The organism is Burkholderia sp. KJ006, assembly GCF_000262695.1.
Taxonomy (GTDB): domain Bacteria; phylum Pseudomonadota; class Gammaproteobacteria; order Burkholderiales; family Burkholderiaceae; genus Burkholderia; species Burkholderia vietnamiensis.
This window is the reverse complement of sequence record NC_017921.1, coordinates 641,589-658,664: the sequence shown is the minus strand read 5'-3', so window position 1 is coordinate 658,664 and position 17,076 is coordinate 641,589. Positions and strand designations below refer to the sequence as shown.

The 17,076-nt window shown below is 66.9% G+C and carries 14 protein-coding genes; 11 read left to right on the top strand and 3 right to left on the bottom strand.

Features of this window, described 5'->3' with window-relative positions; translation table 11 throughout:
• The first annotated feature begins 1 nt into the window (after position 1).
• The 3 genes from MYA_RS17035 to MYA_RS17025 all read left to right on the top strand — a co-directional run bounded on the left by MYA_RS17035 (position 2) and on the right by MYA_RS17025 (position 4,083).
• Positions 2–1,987, top strand: coding sequence for an NfrA family protein (locus tag MYA_RS17035; protein WP_014724308.1), 1,986 nt, complete (start codon positions 2–4; stop codon positions 1,985–1,987).
• Positions 1,988–2,037: 50 nt separating this feature from the next.
• Complete coding sequence (gene wecB, locus MYA_RS17030; protein WP_193373725.1) at positions 2,038–3,258, top strand: non-hydrolyzing UDP-N-acetylglucosamine 2-epimerase; 1,221 nt, start codon at positions 2,038–2,040, stop codon at positions 3,256–3,258.
• Between the two features lie 207 nt (positions 3,259–3,465).
• A complete protein-coding gene (locus MYA_RS17025; RefSeq protein WP_011881202.1) occupies positions 3,466–4,083 on the top strand; it encodes a glycine zipper 2TM domain-containing protein in 618 nt (205 codons plus the stop codon).
• A gap of 151 nt (positions 4,084–4,234) precedes the next feature.
• Here MYA_RS17025 and MYA_RS17020 read toward each other — a convergent pair whose 3' ends face one another.
• Entirely contained in the window at positions 4,235–5,149 is a 915-nt protein-coding gene (locus MYA_RS17020) for a LysR family transcriptional regulator (RefSeq protein WP_014724305.1), read from the bottom strand.
• 254 nt (positions 5,150–5,403) lie between these two features.
• On the opposite strand from MYA_RS17020, the gene MYA_RS17015 reads away from it, so the two are divergent.
• From MYA_RS17015 to MYA_RS16985, 7 genes are all read left to right on the top strand, one after another.
• Complete coding sequence (locus MYA_RS17015; protein WP_014724304.1) at positions 5,404–6,186, top strand: 5-oxoprolinase subunit PxpA; 783 nt, start codon at positions 5,404–5,406, stop codon at positions 6,184–6,186.
• 16 nt (positions 6,187–6,202) lie between these two features.
• On the top strand, positions 6,203–6,445 hold the full coding sequence (locus tag MYA_RS17010; RefSeq protein WP_034193784.1) for an acetyl-CoA carboxylase: 243 nt from the start codon (positions 6,203–6,205) through the stop codon (positions 6,443–6,445).
• A 4-nt stretch (positions 6,446–6,449) separates the two neighbouring features.
• A complete protein-coding gene (locus MYA_RS17005; protein WP_014724303.1) occupies positions 6,450–7,913 on the top strand; it encodes an acetyl-CoA carboxylase biotin carboxylase subunit in 1,464 nt (487 codons plus the stop codon).
• A complete protein-coding gene (locus MYA_RS17000) occupies positions 7,910–8,785 on the top strand; it encodes a 5-oxoprolinase subunit B family protein (protein ID WP_014724302.1) in 876 nt (291 codons plus the stop codon). The genes MYA_RS17005 and MYA_RS17000 overlap by 4 nt, the downstream gene beginning before the upstream one ends.
• On the top strand, positions 8,775–9,770 hold the full coding sequence (locus tag MYA_RS16995) for a biotin-dependent carboxyltransferase family protein (protein ID WP_014724301.1): 996 nt from the start codon (positions 8,775–8,777) through the stop codon (positions 9,768–9,770). The genes MYA_RS17000 and MYA_RS16995 overlap by 11 nt, the downstream gene beginning before the upstream one ends.
• A gap of 193 nt (positions 9,771–9,963) precedes the next feature.
• The gene (locus tag MYA_RS16990; protein ID WP_011881195.1) at positions 9,964–11,319 is read left to right on the top strand and encodes a purine-cytosine permease family protein; all 1,356 of its coding nucleotides are present in this window, start codon (positions 9,964–9,966) and stop codon (positions 11,317–11,319) included.
• Positions 11,320–11,734: 415 nt separating this feature from the next.
• Positions 11,735–12,241, top strand: a complete 507-nt coding sequence (locus tag MYA_RS16985; protein WP_014724300.1) for a GNAT family N-acetyltransferase — start codon at positions 11,735–11,737, stop codon at positions 12,239–12,241.
• A gap of 39 nt (positions 12,242–12,280) precedes the next feature.
• Here the strand turns inward: MYA_RS16985 and MYA_RS16980 are convergent, their stop codons facing one another.
• Positions 12,281–14,275 (bottom strand): glycoside hydrolase family 28 protein, encoded by a 1,995-nt coding sequence (locus MYA_RS16980; RefSeq protein ID WP_014724299.1) that lies wholly within the window; start codon positions 14,273–14,275, stop codon positions 12,281–12,283.
• A gap of 507 nt (positions 14,276–14,782) precedes the next feature.
• Here MYA_RS16980 and MYA_RS16975 point away from each other — a divergent pair.
• Positions 14,783–16,141: an aspartate aminotransferase family protein gene (locus tag MYA_RS16975; RefSeq protein ID WP_014724297.1), complete on the top strand. Its 1,359-nt coding sequence runs from the start codon at positions 14,783–14,785 to the stop codon at positions 16,139–16,141.
• Positions 16,142–16,375: 234 nt separating this feature from the next.
• Here the strand turns inward: MYA_RS16975 and MYA_RS16970 are convergent, their stop codons facing one another.
• The gene (locus MYA_RS16970) at positions 16,376–16,993 is read right to left on the bottom strand and encodes a 3'-5' exonuclease (RefSeq protein ID WP_014724296.1); all 618 of its coding nucleotides are present in this window, start codon (positions 16,991–16,993) and stop codon (positions 16,376–16,378) included.
• Positions 16,994–17,076: the final 83 nt, after the last annotated feature.

The window sequence follows — 17,076 nt, the reverse complement described above, 5'->3', positions numbered from 1 at the left end:
CATGAAAGTCCATGCACGACCGACCTGCATCGCGATCGCACTCGGTATCGCGGCCGGCAGCGCATGCGCGCAAGGCGAGCCCGACCGGCTGCTCGAGAGCTGCTATGCGCACATTCGCGCCGGGGACGACAAGGGCGCGCTGCAATTGTTCGAGACGAGCTTCGCTCGCCGTCGGGCGACCCCGCGTCAGTATGTCGATGCCGCCTATACGGCGCACCGTCTCGGGCAGAACGACCCGGCCTACGACAAGCAGGCGCTTCGGCTGTTCGAATCGAGCTTCGCGCAGCAGCCGGGTACCGCGCGGCAATATGTCGATGCCGCGTACACGGCGTGCCGTCTCGGCAAGAACGATCCGGCCTACGACCGGCAGGCACTCCAGCTGTTCGAGGCGAGCTTCGCCAGGCACGCAGGCACGGCGCTCGAATACATCGATGCCGCCTATATCGCGCGCCGCCTGGGCGACAGCGATCCCGCTTACGACCGGCAAGCGATGCGGTTCTTCGAAGCGAGCTTCGCGCTGCAGCCCGGCACCGCGTTGCAGTACGTCGACGCCGCGTACACGGCGCGCCGGCTCGGCAAGAACGACCCGGCCTACGACAAACTCGCGCTCCGCTACTTCGACGCCAGCTTCGCGCTGCAGCCCGGCACGGCGTTGCAATACGTCGATGCGGCGTACACGGCACGCCGTCTTGGCGAGAACGATCCGGCCTACGACAAACTCGCGCTCCGCTACTTCGACGCCAGCTTCGCGCTGCAGCCGGGCACGGCGCTGCAATACGTCGATGCGGCGTACACGGCACGCCGTCTCGGCCAGAACGACCCGGCCTACGACAAGCTGGCGCTCCGGTACTTCGAGGCGAGCTTCGCGCTGCAACCCGGCACCGCGCAGCAGTACCTCGACGCCGCCTATACGGCGCGCCGTCTCGGCGAGCGCGACCCGGCCTACGACAAGCTGTCGCTTCGATTCTTCGATGCGAGCTTCGCCGTGCAACCCGGCGCCGCGCATCAATACCTCGATGCGGCCTACACGGCCCGGCGCGTGGGCCGCGACTACCCGGCGTACGAGAAGGACGCGCTCCGCTATTTTGCGGCGGGCTTCACCCGCCAGCACGAGTCCGCGCTCGAATATGCGGACGCCGCGTACACGGCGCGCGGCCTGGGCGAGAACGAACTTGCCGATCGGTTCTTTCACGACAGCATCGACGCGAACGCGCAGGCGCCGCAATACGACGCCGAACAGGCTTACGCATACCGACGCGCGGTCGACGACGCGGAGCGGCGCGTCGGCGCGATCGTCAACGTCGCGTATCAATCCGGCGGGTTCAGGCCTCAGGAAACCATCGGGATTCTGCAGGGCGGCACCGAGGTCTACTGGCAGCCGCCGAAGATCGGCTACGACAACGGGCGCATTTTCCAGGTGTTCGCGCGCCAGTACTCGACGCTGTACGACCGCAGCGGCGGCATCACCGGGTTGCCGACCTTGCAGTGGTCGGTCGGCGCCCGCTACAAGCCGCTTTCGTCGCAAAACCTGGTGTTCACCGCCGAGAAACTGATGACGGGCGGACGTTACGCGTATGACGACTGGCTGTTCCGCGTCGGTTACTCGATCGACGGCGGCATCGATCTGCATCCCGTCAAACCCGACTGGACGACATGGCAGTTCTACACGGAGAGCGCGTACTTCGTGAGACAGCAACGGCTCGTTCAACCGGTCGAGCTGCGCTACGGCCATTCATGGCGGATCGATTCGATCAGCAGCCATCTGGTGATGTTCCCGCATGCGGCGATCGCCGGCGACTACGACACCCGCGCCTTGCACAAGCTCGCACTCGGCATCGGCCCCGGCATCGGCATGCGCTACTGGTTCCGCGAAAGCGCGTATCGGGCGCCGGCGAGCTGGATCGACCTCGACGTCCAGTATCGCGTGCGGTTGACCGACGCGGACCGCGCCAAAGGGTTGGTCGTTCGCGCAACGTTGTGGTTCTAGGCGTGTCGCGGACCGACGAGAAGACCGGAAATCAAATAGAGAAAATCGATATGCAACGAGTTTTGACCGTGTTCGGCACACGTCCCGAAGCGATCAAGATGGCGCCGCTCGTGCGCGCGCTGAAGCAGCACCCTGAATTCGACGTCACCGTATGTGTCACCGCCCAGCATCGGCAGATGCTCGACCAGGTGCTGTCGCTGTTCGACATCGTTCCCGACTTCGATCTGGATCTGATGCGCAAGAACCAGTCGCTGTCCGAGCTGACCGCGAACATCCTGAACGGCATCGGCCCGGTGTTCGATGCGGCCCGGCCCGAGATCGTGCTGGTTCACGGCGATACGACCACCACCTTGGCGGCGAGCCTGGCCGCCTTCTATCGGCACATCCCGATCGGACACGTCGAGGCCGGGCTTCGTACCGGCAATATCTGGTCGCCGTGGCCGGAGGAACTGAACCGGCGTGTGACGGACGCCGTGTCTTCGTGGCACTTCGCGCCTTCGAAGCGCGCGGCGCAGAACCTGTACAGCGAAGGCATGACGCCGGAACAGGTGGTTCTGACGGGTAACACCGTGATCGACGCGCTGCTGCAGACGCGCGAGAAGCTGGCCGCTGACCCGTGGCTCTCGGAGCGCATCGCCGCGGGATTTCCGTTTCTGGATCCGGCACGGCGGCTCATCCTCGTCACCGGTCATCGCCGCGAAAGTTTCGGCGAGCCGCTCGAACATGTGTGCCATGCGCTCCGTGAGCTCGCGACCCGCCACGACGACATCGAGCTGGTCTATCCGATGCATCTGAATCCGAACGTGACGGGACCGGTGAAAGCAATTCTTGGCGACCTCCGCAACGTCACGCTCACCGGTCCGCAAGAGTATTTGCCGTTCGTGTATCTGATGTCGAAAGCGCATCTGATCATTACCGATTCGGGCGGAATTCAAGAGGAGGCGCCAGCGCTCGGCGTGCCGGTGCTGGTGACGCGCGATACGACCGAGCGGCCCGAGGCATTGGAAGCCGGTACCGCACGTCTGGTCGGCACCGACCGCGGCCGGATCGTCGCGCAGGTCGAAGCGCTGCTCAACGATCGCCACGAATACGAGCAGATGGCACACGCGGTGAACCCGTACGGCGACGGGCATGCAAGCGAGCGCATCGTCGCCGCGCTCGAAAAGCCGGGTCACTCGCGGTGCGAGCCGCACATGGGTCACGGCGATTCGTACCCGACGTCGACACGGGACGCATTGGCCGCCGCGCCGGCTGCGATACGCGCTACGTGAGTATGGCGGGGCAGATCGGGGGATTGCGAAGCGGTGAGCGATGGAAGGGGCAGAGCGGTCGCGCGCCGCCGATTTCCGCCGCAACAGACTTTACACGTTGTTACCCGGCCGCACCGGACGCGCATCGGCCCTTTCCTTATACTCACGCCGAGTTCGCCACCCGTTCCGGCATTCGTCGGCGAACACGTAGCCGATGCAGGAAACATCATGATGCGCATGCCTTCCACGAAGACCGTTCTGTTCGCCTCGCTCGTCGCCGTGGCGGCGCTCCCGCTGACCGCGTGCGTCGCACCGGGCTACGGCCCCTACGGCGCCCAGCCCTATCAACAGCAGCCGTACGCGACGCCGGGCTACGCGCAGCCCGCCTATGCGCAACCGGGCTACGTGCAGCCGCAGCAGCCGGCTTATCCGGCTCAGGCGCCGCAGTACGATCAATACGGCAATCAGCAGCCGTACGGCGGCCAGTACGGCAACGGCTACGGCACGCAATACGGCACCGTCTCGAACATCCAGCCGGTCAACGGATCGGTCGGCACGTCGGGCGTGGCCGGCACCGTCGTCGGCGCGCTGGTCGGCGGCGTGCTCGGCAACCAGTTCGGCCGCGGCCACGGCCGCGAGGCGGCCACCGTGATCGGCGCGCTCGGCGGCGCCGTCGCCGGCAACCAGATCGGCCAGCAGATGGGCGCCGCGCAGCCGCCGAGCAGCTACCGGATCGACGTGCAGGTCAGCGACGGCTCGATGCGCTCGTTCGACGTGCAGTCGCCCGGCGATCTGCGTCCGGGCGATCGCGTGCAGATCAACGGCAATCAGTTGTCGCGCTATTGAGCGAGCGGCACGCGCCCGAACGGCTCGGGCGCGCTGTCTCGTTGCGTTTACGGCTCCAGGCGTCGCCGGCATGGCTCGTCAGACGGATGGGATGCCCTATCCAGGCAGCACGGCAAAACGGATTCAGGCTTCGCGCAATCAGCCCCAGCTACTACTTCCGCTTGGGCGGCCCACCGATTTCCGCTGGTCTGACGAAATAGTCGCGCAGCGCGTGCATCGCGGGGGTCAGCTCGATGTTCTTGCGCCACGCAAGGCCGACGCTCATCGGCGGCACCGGGTCGCGTAACACGATCGTCTCGATGCGCCGCCCCTCGAGCGACCACGGCCGATACACCATGTCGGACAGAATCGCGACGCCGCTGCCGTTCGCGACCATGCTGCGCACGGCCTCCACGGACGACGTGCGCAGGATCACGTTGGGCCGATACGGCGTCTCGCTCCAGTAGCGCAGCGCGGTCTGGCCGGCCTCGTCCACCGTCAACATCACGAACGGTTCGTTCGCCACCTCCGCGAACGTGACGCTCTCGCGCTTGAGCAGCGGATGATGCGCGCCGACCCACAACCGACGCACCGAATGGATCACGGGCTCCAGCACGAGTTCGGGATTCGACACGTTCGACGTCAGCAGCACGGCCATGTCGTAGCGGCCCGCGATCAGCCCCTCTTCGATCGACTCGCGGTTCAGTTCGTGCAGGTTGATCGTCAGCCGCGGATAAAGTGTGCTCAGGCGCAGCACATGTTGCGGCAGAAAATAGCCGAGCACGGTGTAGCTCGCGGCGATCGCGAGCGTGCCCGTCACCGTGCTTGCGAGGTTCGGAACCCGCATCGCCTCGTCGACCGACGACAGGATGGCATACGCGTGATTGAGAAAGCGCCAGCCGGTGTCGGTGAGCGTCACGCCCGCGGACGTGCGCAGAAACAGTTGCGTGCCGAGGCTTTCCTCCAGCTCCTTGATCGCGCTCGTCACGGCCGACTGCGAGATCGTGAGCTGGATCGCGGCCTGCGAGATCTGGCCAAGCTCGGCCGTGGCGACGAAGTATTTGAGCTGTCTGAGGGTCAGGGCCATGGCCGACGGGAAGCGGAGCGGTGCGCAATAAATATCATATCGATCGCGCGACCGCCACCGGCGGGGATCCATGAAGGCCCCGAAGTCCAGCCGGGGCCGGCCTCGCGCCCGTTCTCGTCGATATCGAAAAAATCGATACGCCGCATACAAAAATAGAACTATTTTGACGTCCCGTGCGCGGCTAACCTCCTTTCGACACTGCTTCGGCTCGCGCAGCAGCGCGCATCGACCGAGAACCTGGAGGATCCCCAAGCATGAGCAAGCAAAGCGTCGACCTGAATTCGGACATGGGCGAAGGCTTCGGCCCGTGGACGATCGGCGACGGCGTCGACGAACAGATCATGCCGCTGATCAGCTCGGCCAACATCGCCACCGGCTTTCACGCCGGCGACCCGAACATCATGGCGCGCACGGTGCAGCTGGCGCGCGCCGCCGGCGTCGGCATCGGCGCGCATCCGGGCTTTCGCGATCTGGTCGGCTTCGGCCGCCGCGCGATCGCCGAAACGCCGCAGGCGCTCGTCAACGACATCGTCTACCAGCTCGGCGCGCTGCGCGAGTTCGCGCGGCTCCACGGCGTGCGCCTTCAGCATCTGAAGCCGCACGGCGCGCTTTACATGCACGCGGCGGCCGACGAGGCGTTCTCGCGGCTGCTGATCGAAACGCTGCAGCGCGTCGATCCCGGCCTGTGGCTGTACTGCATGGAAGCATCGGCGACGTACCGCGTCGCCGCCGAATACGGTCAGCCGGTGGTGCGCGAGTTCTACGCCGATCGCGACTACGACCGCAGCGGCTCGATCGTGTTCGCGCGCCGCGTCGGACGCCTGGATCCCGGCCAGGTCGCCGACAAGGTGCTGCGCGCCTGCATCGACGGCAAGGTGCATACGATCGAAGGAAACGACATCGACATCGATTTCGACTCCGTCTGCATCCATAGCGACACGCCGGGCGCGCTCGAACTCGTGCGCAGAACGCGCGACGCGCTGGTTCGCGAAGGCATTCGCACCGCCGCCCCGCTACCGCTCGCCGCACATCACTGATTCAAGGAGACGCATGATGGCATTGCACGATATCGTCAGCCCGCTGCCGGGCACCTTTTACCGCCGTCCGTCGCCCGACGCGGACTACTACGTCGCCGTCGACGCGCCCGTGATGGCGGGTGCGGTCGTCGGCCTCGTCGAAGTGATGAAGCAGTTCACCGAGATCGAAGCCGACGTGTCGGGGCGTGTTGCCGAGCTGCTCGTCGAAGACGGCGAGCCGGTGGACGCAGGCCAGGTGCTGATGCGGATCGAGGAGTGACGCGATGAGCCTCGCAACTTCCTCCGGCACGTTCTATCGCCCGTCGCGGATCCGGACCGTGCTGGTCGCGAACCGCGGCGAGATCGCGGTGCGCATCATCCGCGCCGCACACGAGCTCGGCATGCGCGCGATCGCCGTGGTCAGCGACGCCGACCGCGACAGCCTCGCCGCGCGCATGGCCGACGAAGCGATCCACATCGGCCCGTCGCATGCGGCGAAAAGCTATCTGAATCCCGCGGCCATCCTCGATGCCGCGCGCAGGTGCGGCGCGGACGCCATTCATCCCGGCTACGGCTTTCTGTCCGAAAACGCGGCCTTCGCCGCGCAGGTCGAGGCGGCCGGCCTGATCTTCGTCGGCCCCGACGCGCACGTGATCGCGACGATGGGCGACAAGGCCCGCGCACGCGAAACCGCGCAGCGCGCCAACGTGCCGACCGTGCCAGGCAGCGACGGCGTCGTGCACTCGCTCGAAGAAGCGCAGGCAGTCGCTGCGCGTATCGGCTATCCGCTGATGATCAAGGCGGCCGCGGGCGGCGGCGGGCGCGGCATCCGCGTTTCGCACGACGCCGCGCAACTGGAGGCCGAGCTGCCGCTCGCGCAGCGCGAGGCGCAGGCCGCGTTCGGGAACGGCGGCGTCTATCTCGAACGCTTCATCGCACGCGCGCGGCACATCGAGGTGCAGGTGCTGGGCGACGGCCGCAACGTCGTGCACCTGTTCGAGCGCGAATGTTCGCTGCAACGGCGACGCCAGAAGATTCTCGAGGAGGCGCCGTCGCCTTCGCTTACGCCGGCGCAGCGCGACGCGCTGTGCGAGTCGGCGACGCGTCTCGCGCGAGAAGTCGGCTACCGCAGCGCGGGCACGCTCGAATATCTCTACGACGACGCCCGCGGCAAGTTCTACTTCATCGAGATGAACACCCGCATCCAGGTCGAGCATCCGGTGACCGAGGCGATCACGGGCATCGATCTCGTGCGCGAGACGCTGCGCATCGCCGACGGCGAGCCGCTGCGTTTCGCGCAGCAAGACATCGCGATGCGCGGCGCCGCGATCGAATGCCGGATCAACGCGGAAGATCCGTTGCAGGATTTCCGTCCGAACCCTGGACGCATCGACACGCTCGTGTGGCCGACCGGCGCCGGCACACGCATCGACTCGCTGCTCTATCCGGGCTACGTCGTGCCGCCGTTCTACGACTCCCTGCTCGCCAAGCTGATCGTGCACGACGAGAGCCGCGCGGCCGCGCTGCAACGCCTCGCGCGCGCGCTGGGCGAGCTGCACGTCGGCGGCGTGAAGACCACCGCACCGTTGCACCTCGCGCTGCTCGCGGACGACGACGTGCGGGCCGGCCGCTACCACACCAATTTTCTCGAAGCGTGGATGCCGCAATGGCGCGAGGCCGTGACGGCCCGCGCCCGGCAACACGCGGATACGGAAGCAGACGCCGCGCGCGTCGGGGAGGCACAGTGACGGCCCGTTATACCTTCGGCGGCGACGAGTTCGTGTTCGTCGAGATCAGCGAATCGATGTCGCTCGACGCCTTCTTCAAGGGCACGGCGATCACGCGCGAACTGCAGCGCCGCGCGGTGCCAGGCATCACTGAAATCTGTCCGGCGAACGCGTCCTACCAGGTGCGCTACGACCCCGACGTGATCGAGCCCGACGCGCTCGTCGCGCTGCTCCGAATGATCGAGACGGAAGCAGGCGATGCGCCGCTCGAACTCGACACGCGGATCGTCGAGGTGCCCGTGCTCTACAACGACCCGTGGACGCACCAGACGATGATGCGGTTTCGCGAGCGTCATCAGGATCCGACGTCGACCGATCTCGAGTACGCCGCGCGCATCAACGGCAAGCGCGACGTCGACGAATTCATCGCCGCGCACTCCGGTTCGCCGTGGTTCGTCTCGATGGTCGGCTTCGTCGCGGGGCTGCCGTTCATGTATCAGATGGTCGAACGCGCGCGCCAGCTCGAAGTGCCGAAATACCTGCGGCCGCGCACCGACACGCCGAAGCTCACGGTCGGGCACGGCGGCTGCTTCGGCTGCATCTACTCGGTGCGCGGCGCGGGCGGCTACCAGATGTTCGGCGTGACGCCGGCGCCGATCTTCGATCCCGCGCAGCGGCTCGACTATCTGCACGACTTCATGGTGTTCTTCCGGCCCGGCGACATCGTGAAGTTCCAGCCGATCGATCGCGCTGCGTACGACGCAGCAGTGGCGGCCGTCGACGCCGGAACCTTCTCACTGCGGGTGCGCCCCGTGAAGTTCTCGCTCGACGCGTTCCGGCGCGATCCCGATGCGTATAACCGTTCTCTCGTCGAGGTGCTGCATGCCGACTGATCCGCACGATCTGATCGAGGTTCTGAAACCGGGCCTCGCCACCTCCGTCCAGGATATGGGCCGGCAAGGCTGCTATCACGTCGGCATTCCGCCGTCGGGCTCGCTCGACCAGTACGCGTCGCGCGCGGCGAACCTGCTGGTCGGCAATCCCGAAGAGGCGGCCGTGCTCGAATGCACGCTGCTCGGCCCCGAACTGCTGTTCCATATGGACGCGCTCATCGCCGTCACCGGCGCCGAGATGACGCCGAAGATCGACGGCATCGCGCAAAGCTGCGACGTCGCGCTCCGGATTCGCGCGGGCAGCGTGCTGTCGTTCCAGTACGTGAAGGCCGGCGCGCGTGCGTATCTGGCCGTCGCGGGCGGCATCGACGTGCCGGTCGTACTCGGCAGCCGTTCGACCTATACGCTCGGCGCGATCGGCGGCCTTGCGGGCCGGCGCCTGCAGAAAGGCGATCGGCTGCCGGTCGGCGCCGTGCACGGCGCGCCGCGCGAAGGGCGCGAACTGCCGGCATCGATGCGCCGGCCGCTCGACAGCCACGTCGCCCTGCGCGTGCTGACGGGCCTGTACCACCACCGGCTGACCGACGCGTCGGCGCAGACGTTCTTCGACGATGCGTGGACCGTCGCGCCCGAGGCGGACCGCATCGGCTACCGCTACAAGAACGGGCGGCCGCTGCAGTTTCGGCCGCGCGAACAACCGTTCGGCGCGGGCGCGGATCCGTCGAACATCGTCGACGCGTGCTATCCGGTCGGCTCGATCCAGGTGCCGGCCGGGCTCGAGCCGATCATCCTGCATCGCGATGCGGTCTCCGGCGGCGGCTACGCGACCATCGGCACGGTCATCAGCGCCGACATGGACCTGATCGGACAGATGCAGCCGAACCATCGCGCGCGCTTCGTGCCCGTGACGATGGCCGACGCGCTCGCGGCACGCCGCGCGTACCGCCAGCGCCTGGCGTTGCTGCGCGCCGCGCTTCAGGGCTAGACGCCGCGCGGCCCGGCGCCGCCGGCACCTTTTCTCGCTCCGCATTCATTCCCGCGCGACGCGTGCCGTGCGGCGGATGCTTGCGCGCCGTTTCAGCCGGACCGGTTGCCCATCCGACGTCGGGGCAACCCTGCGGAAGCAGTTGCCGCGGCCAGGACGTCGTTCGCAGCTTTGCTCATCGAGGAGCACCACCATGGCCAACCTGGCTCATGCCGACGCCGACGAGGATCTCGACCTGTCGACGCTCGCCATTCCCGATCACGCGCGCATGCCGCCCTTCTCGCTGACGATGGCGTGGTGGGCCGTGTGCAGCGCGGTGTTCTACATCGTCGTCGGCGCGACGCTCGCGCTCAGCTACGGCGCCCGCAACGCACTGATCGGCATGGCGCTGTCGGTCGTGTCGTACGGCGTGGTCAATTCGATCATCAGCCGCTACGCGATTCGCACGGGCCTGTCGGTCGCGCTGTTCTCACGCGTGCTGTTCGGCAGCGCCGGCGCGGCGCTCGCCACCCTGATCTTCTTCGCGACGGCAATCTACTACGCGGTGTTCGAGGGTTCGGTGATCGCGGTCGCCGCGCATCACCAGTTCCCCGCGCTCGACTACAAGTGGGTCGCGCTGATCGTGGTGTGCTACAGCGTGCCGCTCGTGTTCGGCAGCGTGCAGCATTGGCTCGACAAGTTCAACGGCGCGCTGCTGCCGTTTTACCTGATCGGCCTGTGTGCCGCGGTCGGACTCACGACGGCGGAGTACGGCTACAACGCCGCCTGGCTCGATTTCGGACCGGCAGGCGGCGCGCCGGCCGGCGGCTGGTGGCAGTGCTTCGTCTACTACATGGGCGTGTGGGTGCTGATGATGTTCACGTTCGACTACGCGCGCTTCGGCCGCAAGGAGGACGCCAGCTATCACGGCCGCTTCAACTTCGGCATGCCGTTCTATCTCGTGACGTTCCTGCTCAACGGCGCGGTGGGCATCTACGTCGTCAGCACGACGCCGGGGCTCGGCACGCTGTCCGAAGTATCGGTCGTGCTCGCGCTGCTGAAGCTGATGGGCGTGTGGGGGCTGCTGTTCGTGTGGGTCACGCAGTCGCGCATCAACACCGCGAACTACTATCTCGCGACGGTCAACATGCAGGCGTTCTTTCAGAAAGTGGCCGGGCTGCGCGCACCGAAGTTCGTGTGGGCGGTCGTGGTGGGCGCGGTGGTGTACGGCTTGATGATGGCCGACGTCTTTTCCCGGATTCTGCAGGCGCTCGCGTATCAGGGCATCTTCGTCGTCGCGTGGGTCGCGGTCGCGCTCGCGCACATTCTCTCGGACCGTTATGGACAACTCGTGGGCGACGACATCGAATGCCGCGACGCGCACGTGCCGACCTTCAATCCGGGCGGCCTGATTGCGTGGTTCGCGGGCGCGTTCGCCGGGCTCGCGCTGAACCAAGCGTCGGGATTCGCTGCGTCGCTATCGGCGCCGGCGACCTTCGTGGTGTCGTGGCTCGCGTATCGCGCGCTGCTGGGCGCGGCGAAGCGGACGTGGTTCGTGCGGAACGTGTAAGAGCGCGCATTGGCTGGTGTCGGGCGAGCGCTGTTTCAGCCGGTTTCGTTCTTCCGAAGGTGGATTGAACAGGCTGCTCGGTTCACTTTGCCCGCTGCCGACGTGACCCGACGCGGCGCGGAAATGCGGCTCGTCTCGCCTGGAAAGGACGAGCCGCGGAAAGCAAGGAGCGACCTGAACGGCACCGCTGGGTCGCCGAACGCACGCATGCCTGCTTTGCCGGCAGTTTCGGTAGACTATGCATTCGTTTCGAGCGTCATCTCGACGTTCTTGCTGCATTGCTCTCGCCGGCTACTGCCGTCATCTGCTCACGCTTCGTCGATGACCTGTGTCGGCCGGCCTTGGCATCGCAATGCGCTGCTGCGCGTCGCGCGCCGCAGCTACCCGTTCCGCAAACCAGCGACGACCCCGACCGATGATCACGATCCGCCTGCTCGACGCCGCCGACGCGGCGCAATTCAAATCCGTCCGCCTTCGCGCTATCGACACGTCGCCAACTTCGTTCCTGCCTACCCACGCCGAAGAAGTCGTGGTGCCGCTCGAAGCATTCGCAGCGCGCATCGCACCCACGCATGAGCGCGCGGTGTTCGGCGCATTCGACGGCGAGTTGCTCATCGGCACCACCGGCGTGTACCGCGATGCACGCGCGAAGGTCGCGCACAAGGCGACGATCTGGGGCGTGTTCGTCGATGCCGCCTATCGCGGGCGCGGCGTCGCGCAAACGCTGCTGGACAGCGCATCCGCGCATGCGTCGCAGGCGTGGCAATGCGCGCAGCTGATGCTGTGCGTCAACGAGATCAACGGCGGTGCGCAGCGGTTGTACGAGTCGCTGGGATTCGTGCGGTTCGGCACGGAACCGCGCTCGCTGTGCGTCGACGGCCGCTTCTACGACGAACACCATATGGTCAAGATCCTCGCGTGATGCGATCGCGCGCGCACGAAACGCCGCCCACCGGGCGTATCAGCGCCGATCGGTGATCGACGTGTCGACGACTTGCCCCGCGATCGTCACGTTCGCGAGCGTCATCGCGCTCACGTTGAACGCGTAGATCGGACCCGGCGACGTGACCGTCGCCACCCCCGAAGCGACCGGCGTGCCGAAGTCGCAGTTGCTGATCGTCACGCCGGAGATCGGCTGCACGGCCGGCGTCGGCGGCGCGCCGTTGTAGTCGAACGCGACGGGCCCCTGCGCGACGATCGCCTGGAAGCACGACGCGCTCACGCCGTTCAACGTCACGTTGCTCGCCTTCACGTCGGAGATCGTCACGTTCTGCACGACGGGCGGCCGCGTGCGCACCGCGTCGTTGGCCGGCTGATAGTCGCAGTCGAACGTGACGATGCCGCCCTGTGCGGCCGACGGATTGCCGGCCGCCGCCGTGACGACGCCGAGCGCGACGCTCGCGTTGATCGGACTGCCGGCGAGCAGCGCGCTGCCGTAGCCGCCGCCCTTCAGGTTCACGCCGTTCGGCAGCACGACGCCTTTCACGTGGAAGTCCTTCACGTAACCGCCGCGGTTCATGTTGGTCTTCACGCGAATCGCGATGTTCAGCGGATTGGTCTGCCAGTTCGCGTTCAGCATCGACAGGTTGGTCGCATAGATCTGCTCGACGCCGCCGCCCATTTCGCTGCCGAGCGTAATCCCGCCGTGGCCGCTGTTCATCGTGCAGTCGCGAATCAGGTGTCGCTTCGCGGGCCCGTATTCGGTGTCCCGATCCTTGCCCGACTTGATCGCGACGCAATCGTCGCCGGTGTTGAACGTGCAGCGCTCGCACAGCACGTCGGTGCACGCGTCGGGATCGAAGCCGTCGTTGTTCGGACCGATGCTGTTGGTCGTCACGCCGCGGATCACGACGTTGCGGCTCGCGGTCGGATGATGCTGCCAGAACGGTGTGTTCTGCGTCTGGTAGTTCTCCATCAACACGTTCGTGCAGCCGATGAATTCGACCATGCACGGCCGCAGATAGTGGCCGAGCCCGAAGATGCGCCGCTCGACCGGCACGCCGGCTTCGGACAGTGCGGGCAGGTAGTTCTGGTCCTGCTGCCACGGCGTGACCGGCGAGGTGAGCAGCGCGTAAAGCGCGTCCGGAATCGCCGGTGCGACGAGCCGCAGATCCACGTTGTTCGGATTCGCGAACGCCTGGCTCGGCACGGACGCGCTCCCGCCATACGCGCCCGACGAGCCCTTGTAGGTCCACCAGCAGACGCTGCCGGCTCCGCTACCCGCGAAGGGCGTCATCGCCTGCCCGTTCAGCACCGACGTCGCGCCTTCGCCGGTCAGCGCGATGTTGGTCGCATTGCGCGCGTAGACGGGCGCGCCGTAGTTCAGACAGTCGTTCGCCTGCCAACGGCTGTAGTACAGCCGGCCGTTCGCGCCGCAGTCGACCGGGCCGTCCTTCGCGTAATCGGCCGGGTTCGGACTGAAGTAGATCGTGCAGTTCACGCTCAGATGGAAATTCACGTTGCTCTGCAGCACGATCGGCCCCGCGCAGTACCAGTTGCCGGCCGGCACGATCACACGGCCACCGCCTTCACGCGCGCATGCGTCGATCGCCGCGAGAAATGCCGGGCGCGAGTCGAACGCGCCGGGCGCGGTCGTCAGTTCGGCGCCGGGGCTCACCGGCGATTTGGCCGACGGGTACGGCGACGTCTGCGCGACGGTCGCGCACGAGCGCGCGCCATAGTGCGTCACGTCGAATTCGCGGTGGCGGAACGCGCGCCGCGACACATGCGCGAGCGATGCGGCGATACGCGCGGCCGCGCCGTGCTCGCCCCAGATCGCGTCGGGCGCAACATCGGCTGCGGCGACGTGGGCGAACGCACGGGTGGCCGCGAGTGGACCGCCGAACACTGCCCCGCCGGCGAGCGTGCCGGTCCAGCCGATGAAGTCGCGGCGCGTCAGCCGCTTCGAAGAAGGCGAACGGGCGGGCAAAGACGAACGGCGACGGCTTGCGGCCATGGGCATTTCTCCGGAAGGGGGTATCGGGTCGTGTGCGACGCGACCATATTCGTACGTCGTCGTATCACATGGGCAAGTCTAGGCGCGTTCGTGGTCGGGCATGTATTTGTCGTTTACCCTCGATTCTCGCTGCACAAATTCGGATGTGTGCGCGCACTCACGTGAGATCCGTGAGCGTCGGTGAGATATGTCGTCGTATGTTTATGCGCACAAATTGCTGCCTGCGCCCCCATCGCGTTCGATGAATCGGGACGGTTCTCGGGCACCTTCCTCATGCGAGCCGGCTTGTGAAAGACTCGAGCGCCACGTATGAACACCTTCACCGCGCCAACGGCTTCGCGTACGTCCGACATCTGGCGGTGTCGCCATGTCGCCAATCGGCCATAACTCTGCAACACCTACGCGCAGCGCCCTTCGAATCGCCTACCTGCCTCCGTGATTCCGCCTCTGTTCAACGCCCCGCCCGTCGCGCTATCGTTGCTCCACCTTCACCACCAGGAGCTGCCTTTGCCTTCCCGCCACGGAGTCGACCTGACCCGCGCCCGCGCACTGTTCGATCGCGAGCGCCATGCATTCACCGAAGCCATGCCGGTTTCCCGCGCGCTGTCCGCGGAAGCGTCCGAGCATCTGCTGTTCGGCGTGCCGTTGCACTGGATGCAGGACTGGTCGACACCGTTCTCGCTGGTCGTGAAGGAAGCGCGCGGCGCGACCTTCACCGACGTCGACGGGCATCGCTACGCAGACTTTTGCCTCGGCGACACCGGCGCGATGTTCGGCCATGCGCCCGAACCCGTCGCGCGGGCGCTCGCCGAACAGGCGACGCGCGGCTACACGACGATGCTGCCGAGCGAAGACGCCGCGTGGGTGTCGGGCGAACTCGCGCGCCGCTTCCGGCTGCCGGTCTGGCAGTTCGCGCTGAGCGCGAGCGACGCGAACCGCTTCGTGCTGCGCTGGGCGCGCGCCGCCACCGGCCGCAACACGATCATCGTGTTCAACGGCTGCTATCACGGCACGGTCGACGACGTGTTCGTCGACCTCGTCGACGGGCGCCCGGTGCAGCGCGACAGCCTGCTCGGGCAGTCCTACGACCTGCTCGCGAACACGCGCGTGGTCGAGTTCAACGATCTGCACGCGCTCGAAGCCGCGCTGAAGGACGGCGACGTCGCCTGCGTGCTCGCCGAACCGGCGATGACGAACATCGGGATGGTGTTGCCGGAGCCGGGCTTCTGGGACGCCGCGCGCGCACTGACGCGCCGTTACGGCACGCTGCTCGTGATCGACGAGACGCACACGATCAGCAGCGGGCCGGGCGGCTACGCGGCCGCGCACGGGCTGGAACCCGACGCGCTGGTGGTCGGCAAGCCGATCGCCGGCGGCGTGCCGTGCGCGGTGTACGGCTTCAGCGCCGAATTCGCGGAGCGCGCGAAGCAGGCGAAGCTGAACGCGCCGCCCGGCCATTCGGGGATCGGCACGACGCTCACCGCCAACATGCTCGCGATGCACGCGATGCGCGCGACGCTCGCGGAGGTCGCGACCGAAGCCGCGTACGCGCACATGTTCGAACTGGCCGCGCGACTCGCGACCGGGCTCGAGCAGACCATCGCGAAGCACGGGCTGCCGTGGTGCGTGACGCGCATCGGCGCGCGCACCGAATTCCAGTTCACGCCGGTGCCGCCGCGCAACGGCACGCTGGCGGGCGAACAGCTCGACAGCGAACTCGAGCACATCGTCCATCTGTACCTGCTGAACCGCGGCGTGCTGATCACGCCGTTCCACAACATGATGCTGGTGTGCCCGCAGACGACTGCCGACGACGTCGACAAGCTGGTCGCGCAGTTCGACGCGTGCCTGGGCGAACTCGTGTGATGCGGTGACGCGCGCTCGACGTCGCGGGAAGGTGCCGGCCGCGTCGAAGCGGCCGCACGTCGCGAGACGCGCGTGCGGCGTTCGGTGAGATCGACGAAGTCATGCGCTCAGTAGCGCGATGGACGTGACGCACGAGAATGCGCGCGAGAATGCGCATGAACGTTCGGCTGGCGGCGCTGGCGAGCTAACGTGAGCGGACCCACTCCACCGCGCTCCCCCCACCCGCAAGCAGAATCACCGCCCCGCCGCCGACAACGAACCGAAGAACGTCGCAACCTTCGCCTTGCTCGTCGTCTGCAGACGCGACATGAGCCTGTGATCGACGTGCCGCAGCCCGTAAGTTTCGCCGATGTCGCGCTGCATCCGGCACCACAGATGGCTCGCGATCTCCGCGTCGACCATCGCGCGGTGCGCGCGGCCGGCCTGCGGCAAGCGCAGCAGGTCGGCGAGGCTCGACAGCCGGTGGCTGCGCGCATGCGGGTAGAGGCGCCGCGCCACCAGCATCGTGCATGCAAACGGATGGTCGGCCGCGACGCCGAGCGAGCCGAGTTCGGCCTGCCAGAATCGCTTGTCGAACCCCGCGTTGTGCGCGACGACCGGATGGCTGCCGACGAACGCGGCGGCTTCCTTCATCACCTTCGACACCGGCGGCGCCGTCGCGATCATCTCGTTCGTGATCCCGGTGAGCGCGACGACGTCGGACGGAATGCGGCGTCCCGCGTTCATCAGGCTCTGATAGCGGTCGACGATCTCGCCGTCGCGCAGCAGGATCACGGCGATCTCGGTCGCCCTGTCGCCCAGGTTCGGGGAAAGCCCGGTTGTTTCGAAGTCGAGTACCGCTACGGTTTGCATGCGCGAATCAACGGAAAGATACGTGGCGTGTCGGTCGCGACGCGTCGCGCCGACGGAAAGGCGCCATAGTATCCCGGGACACG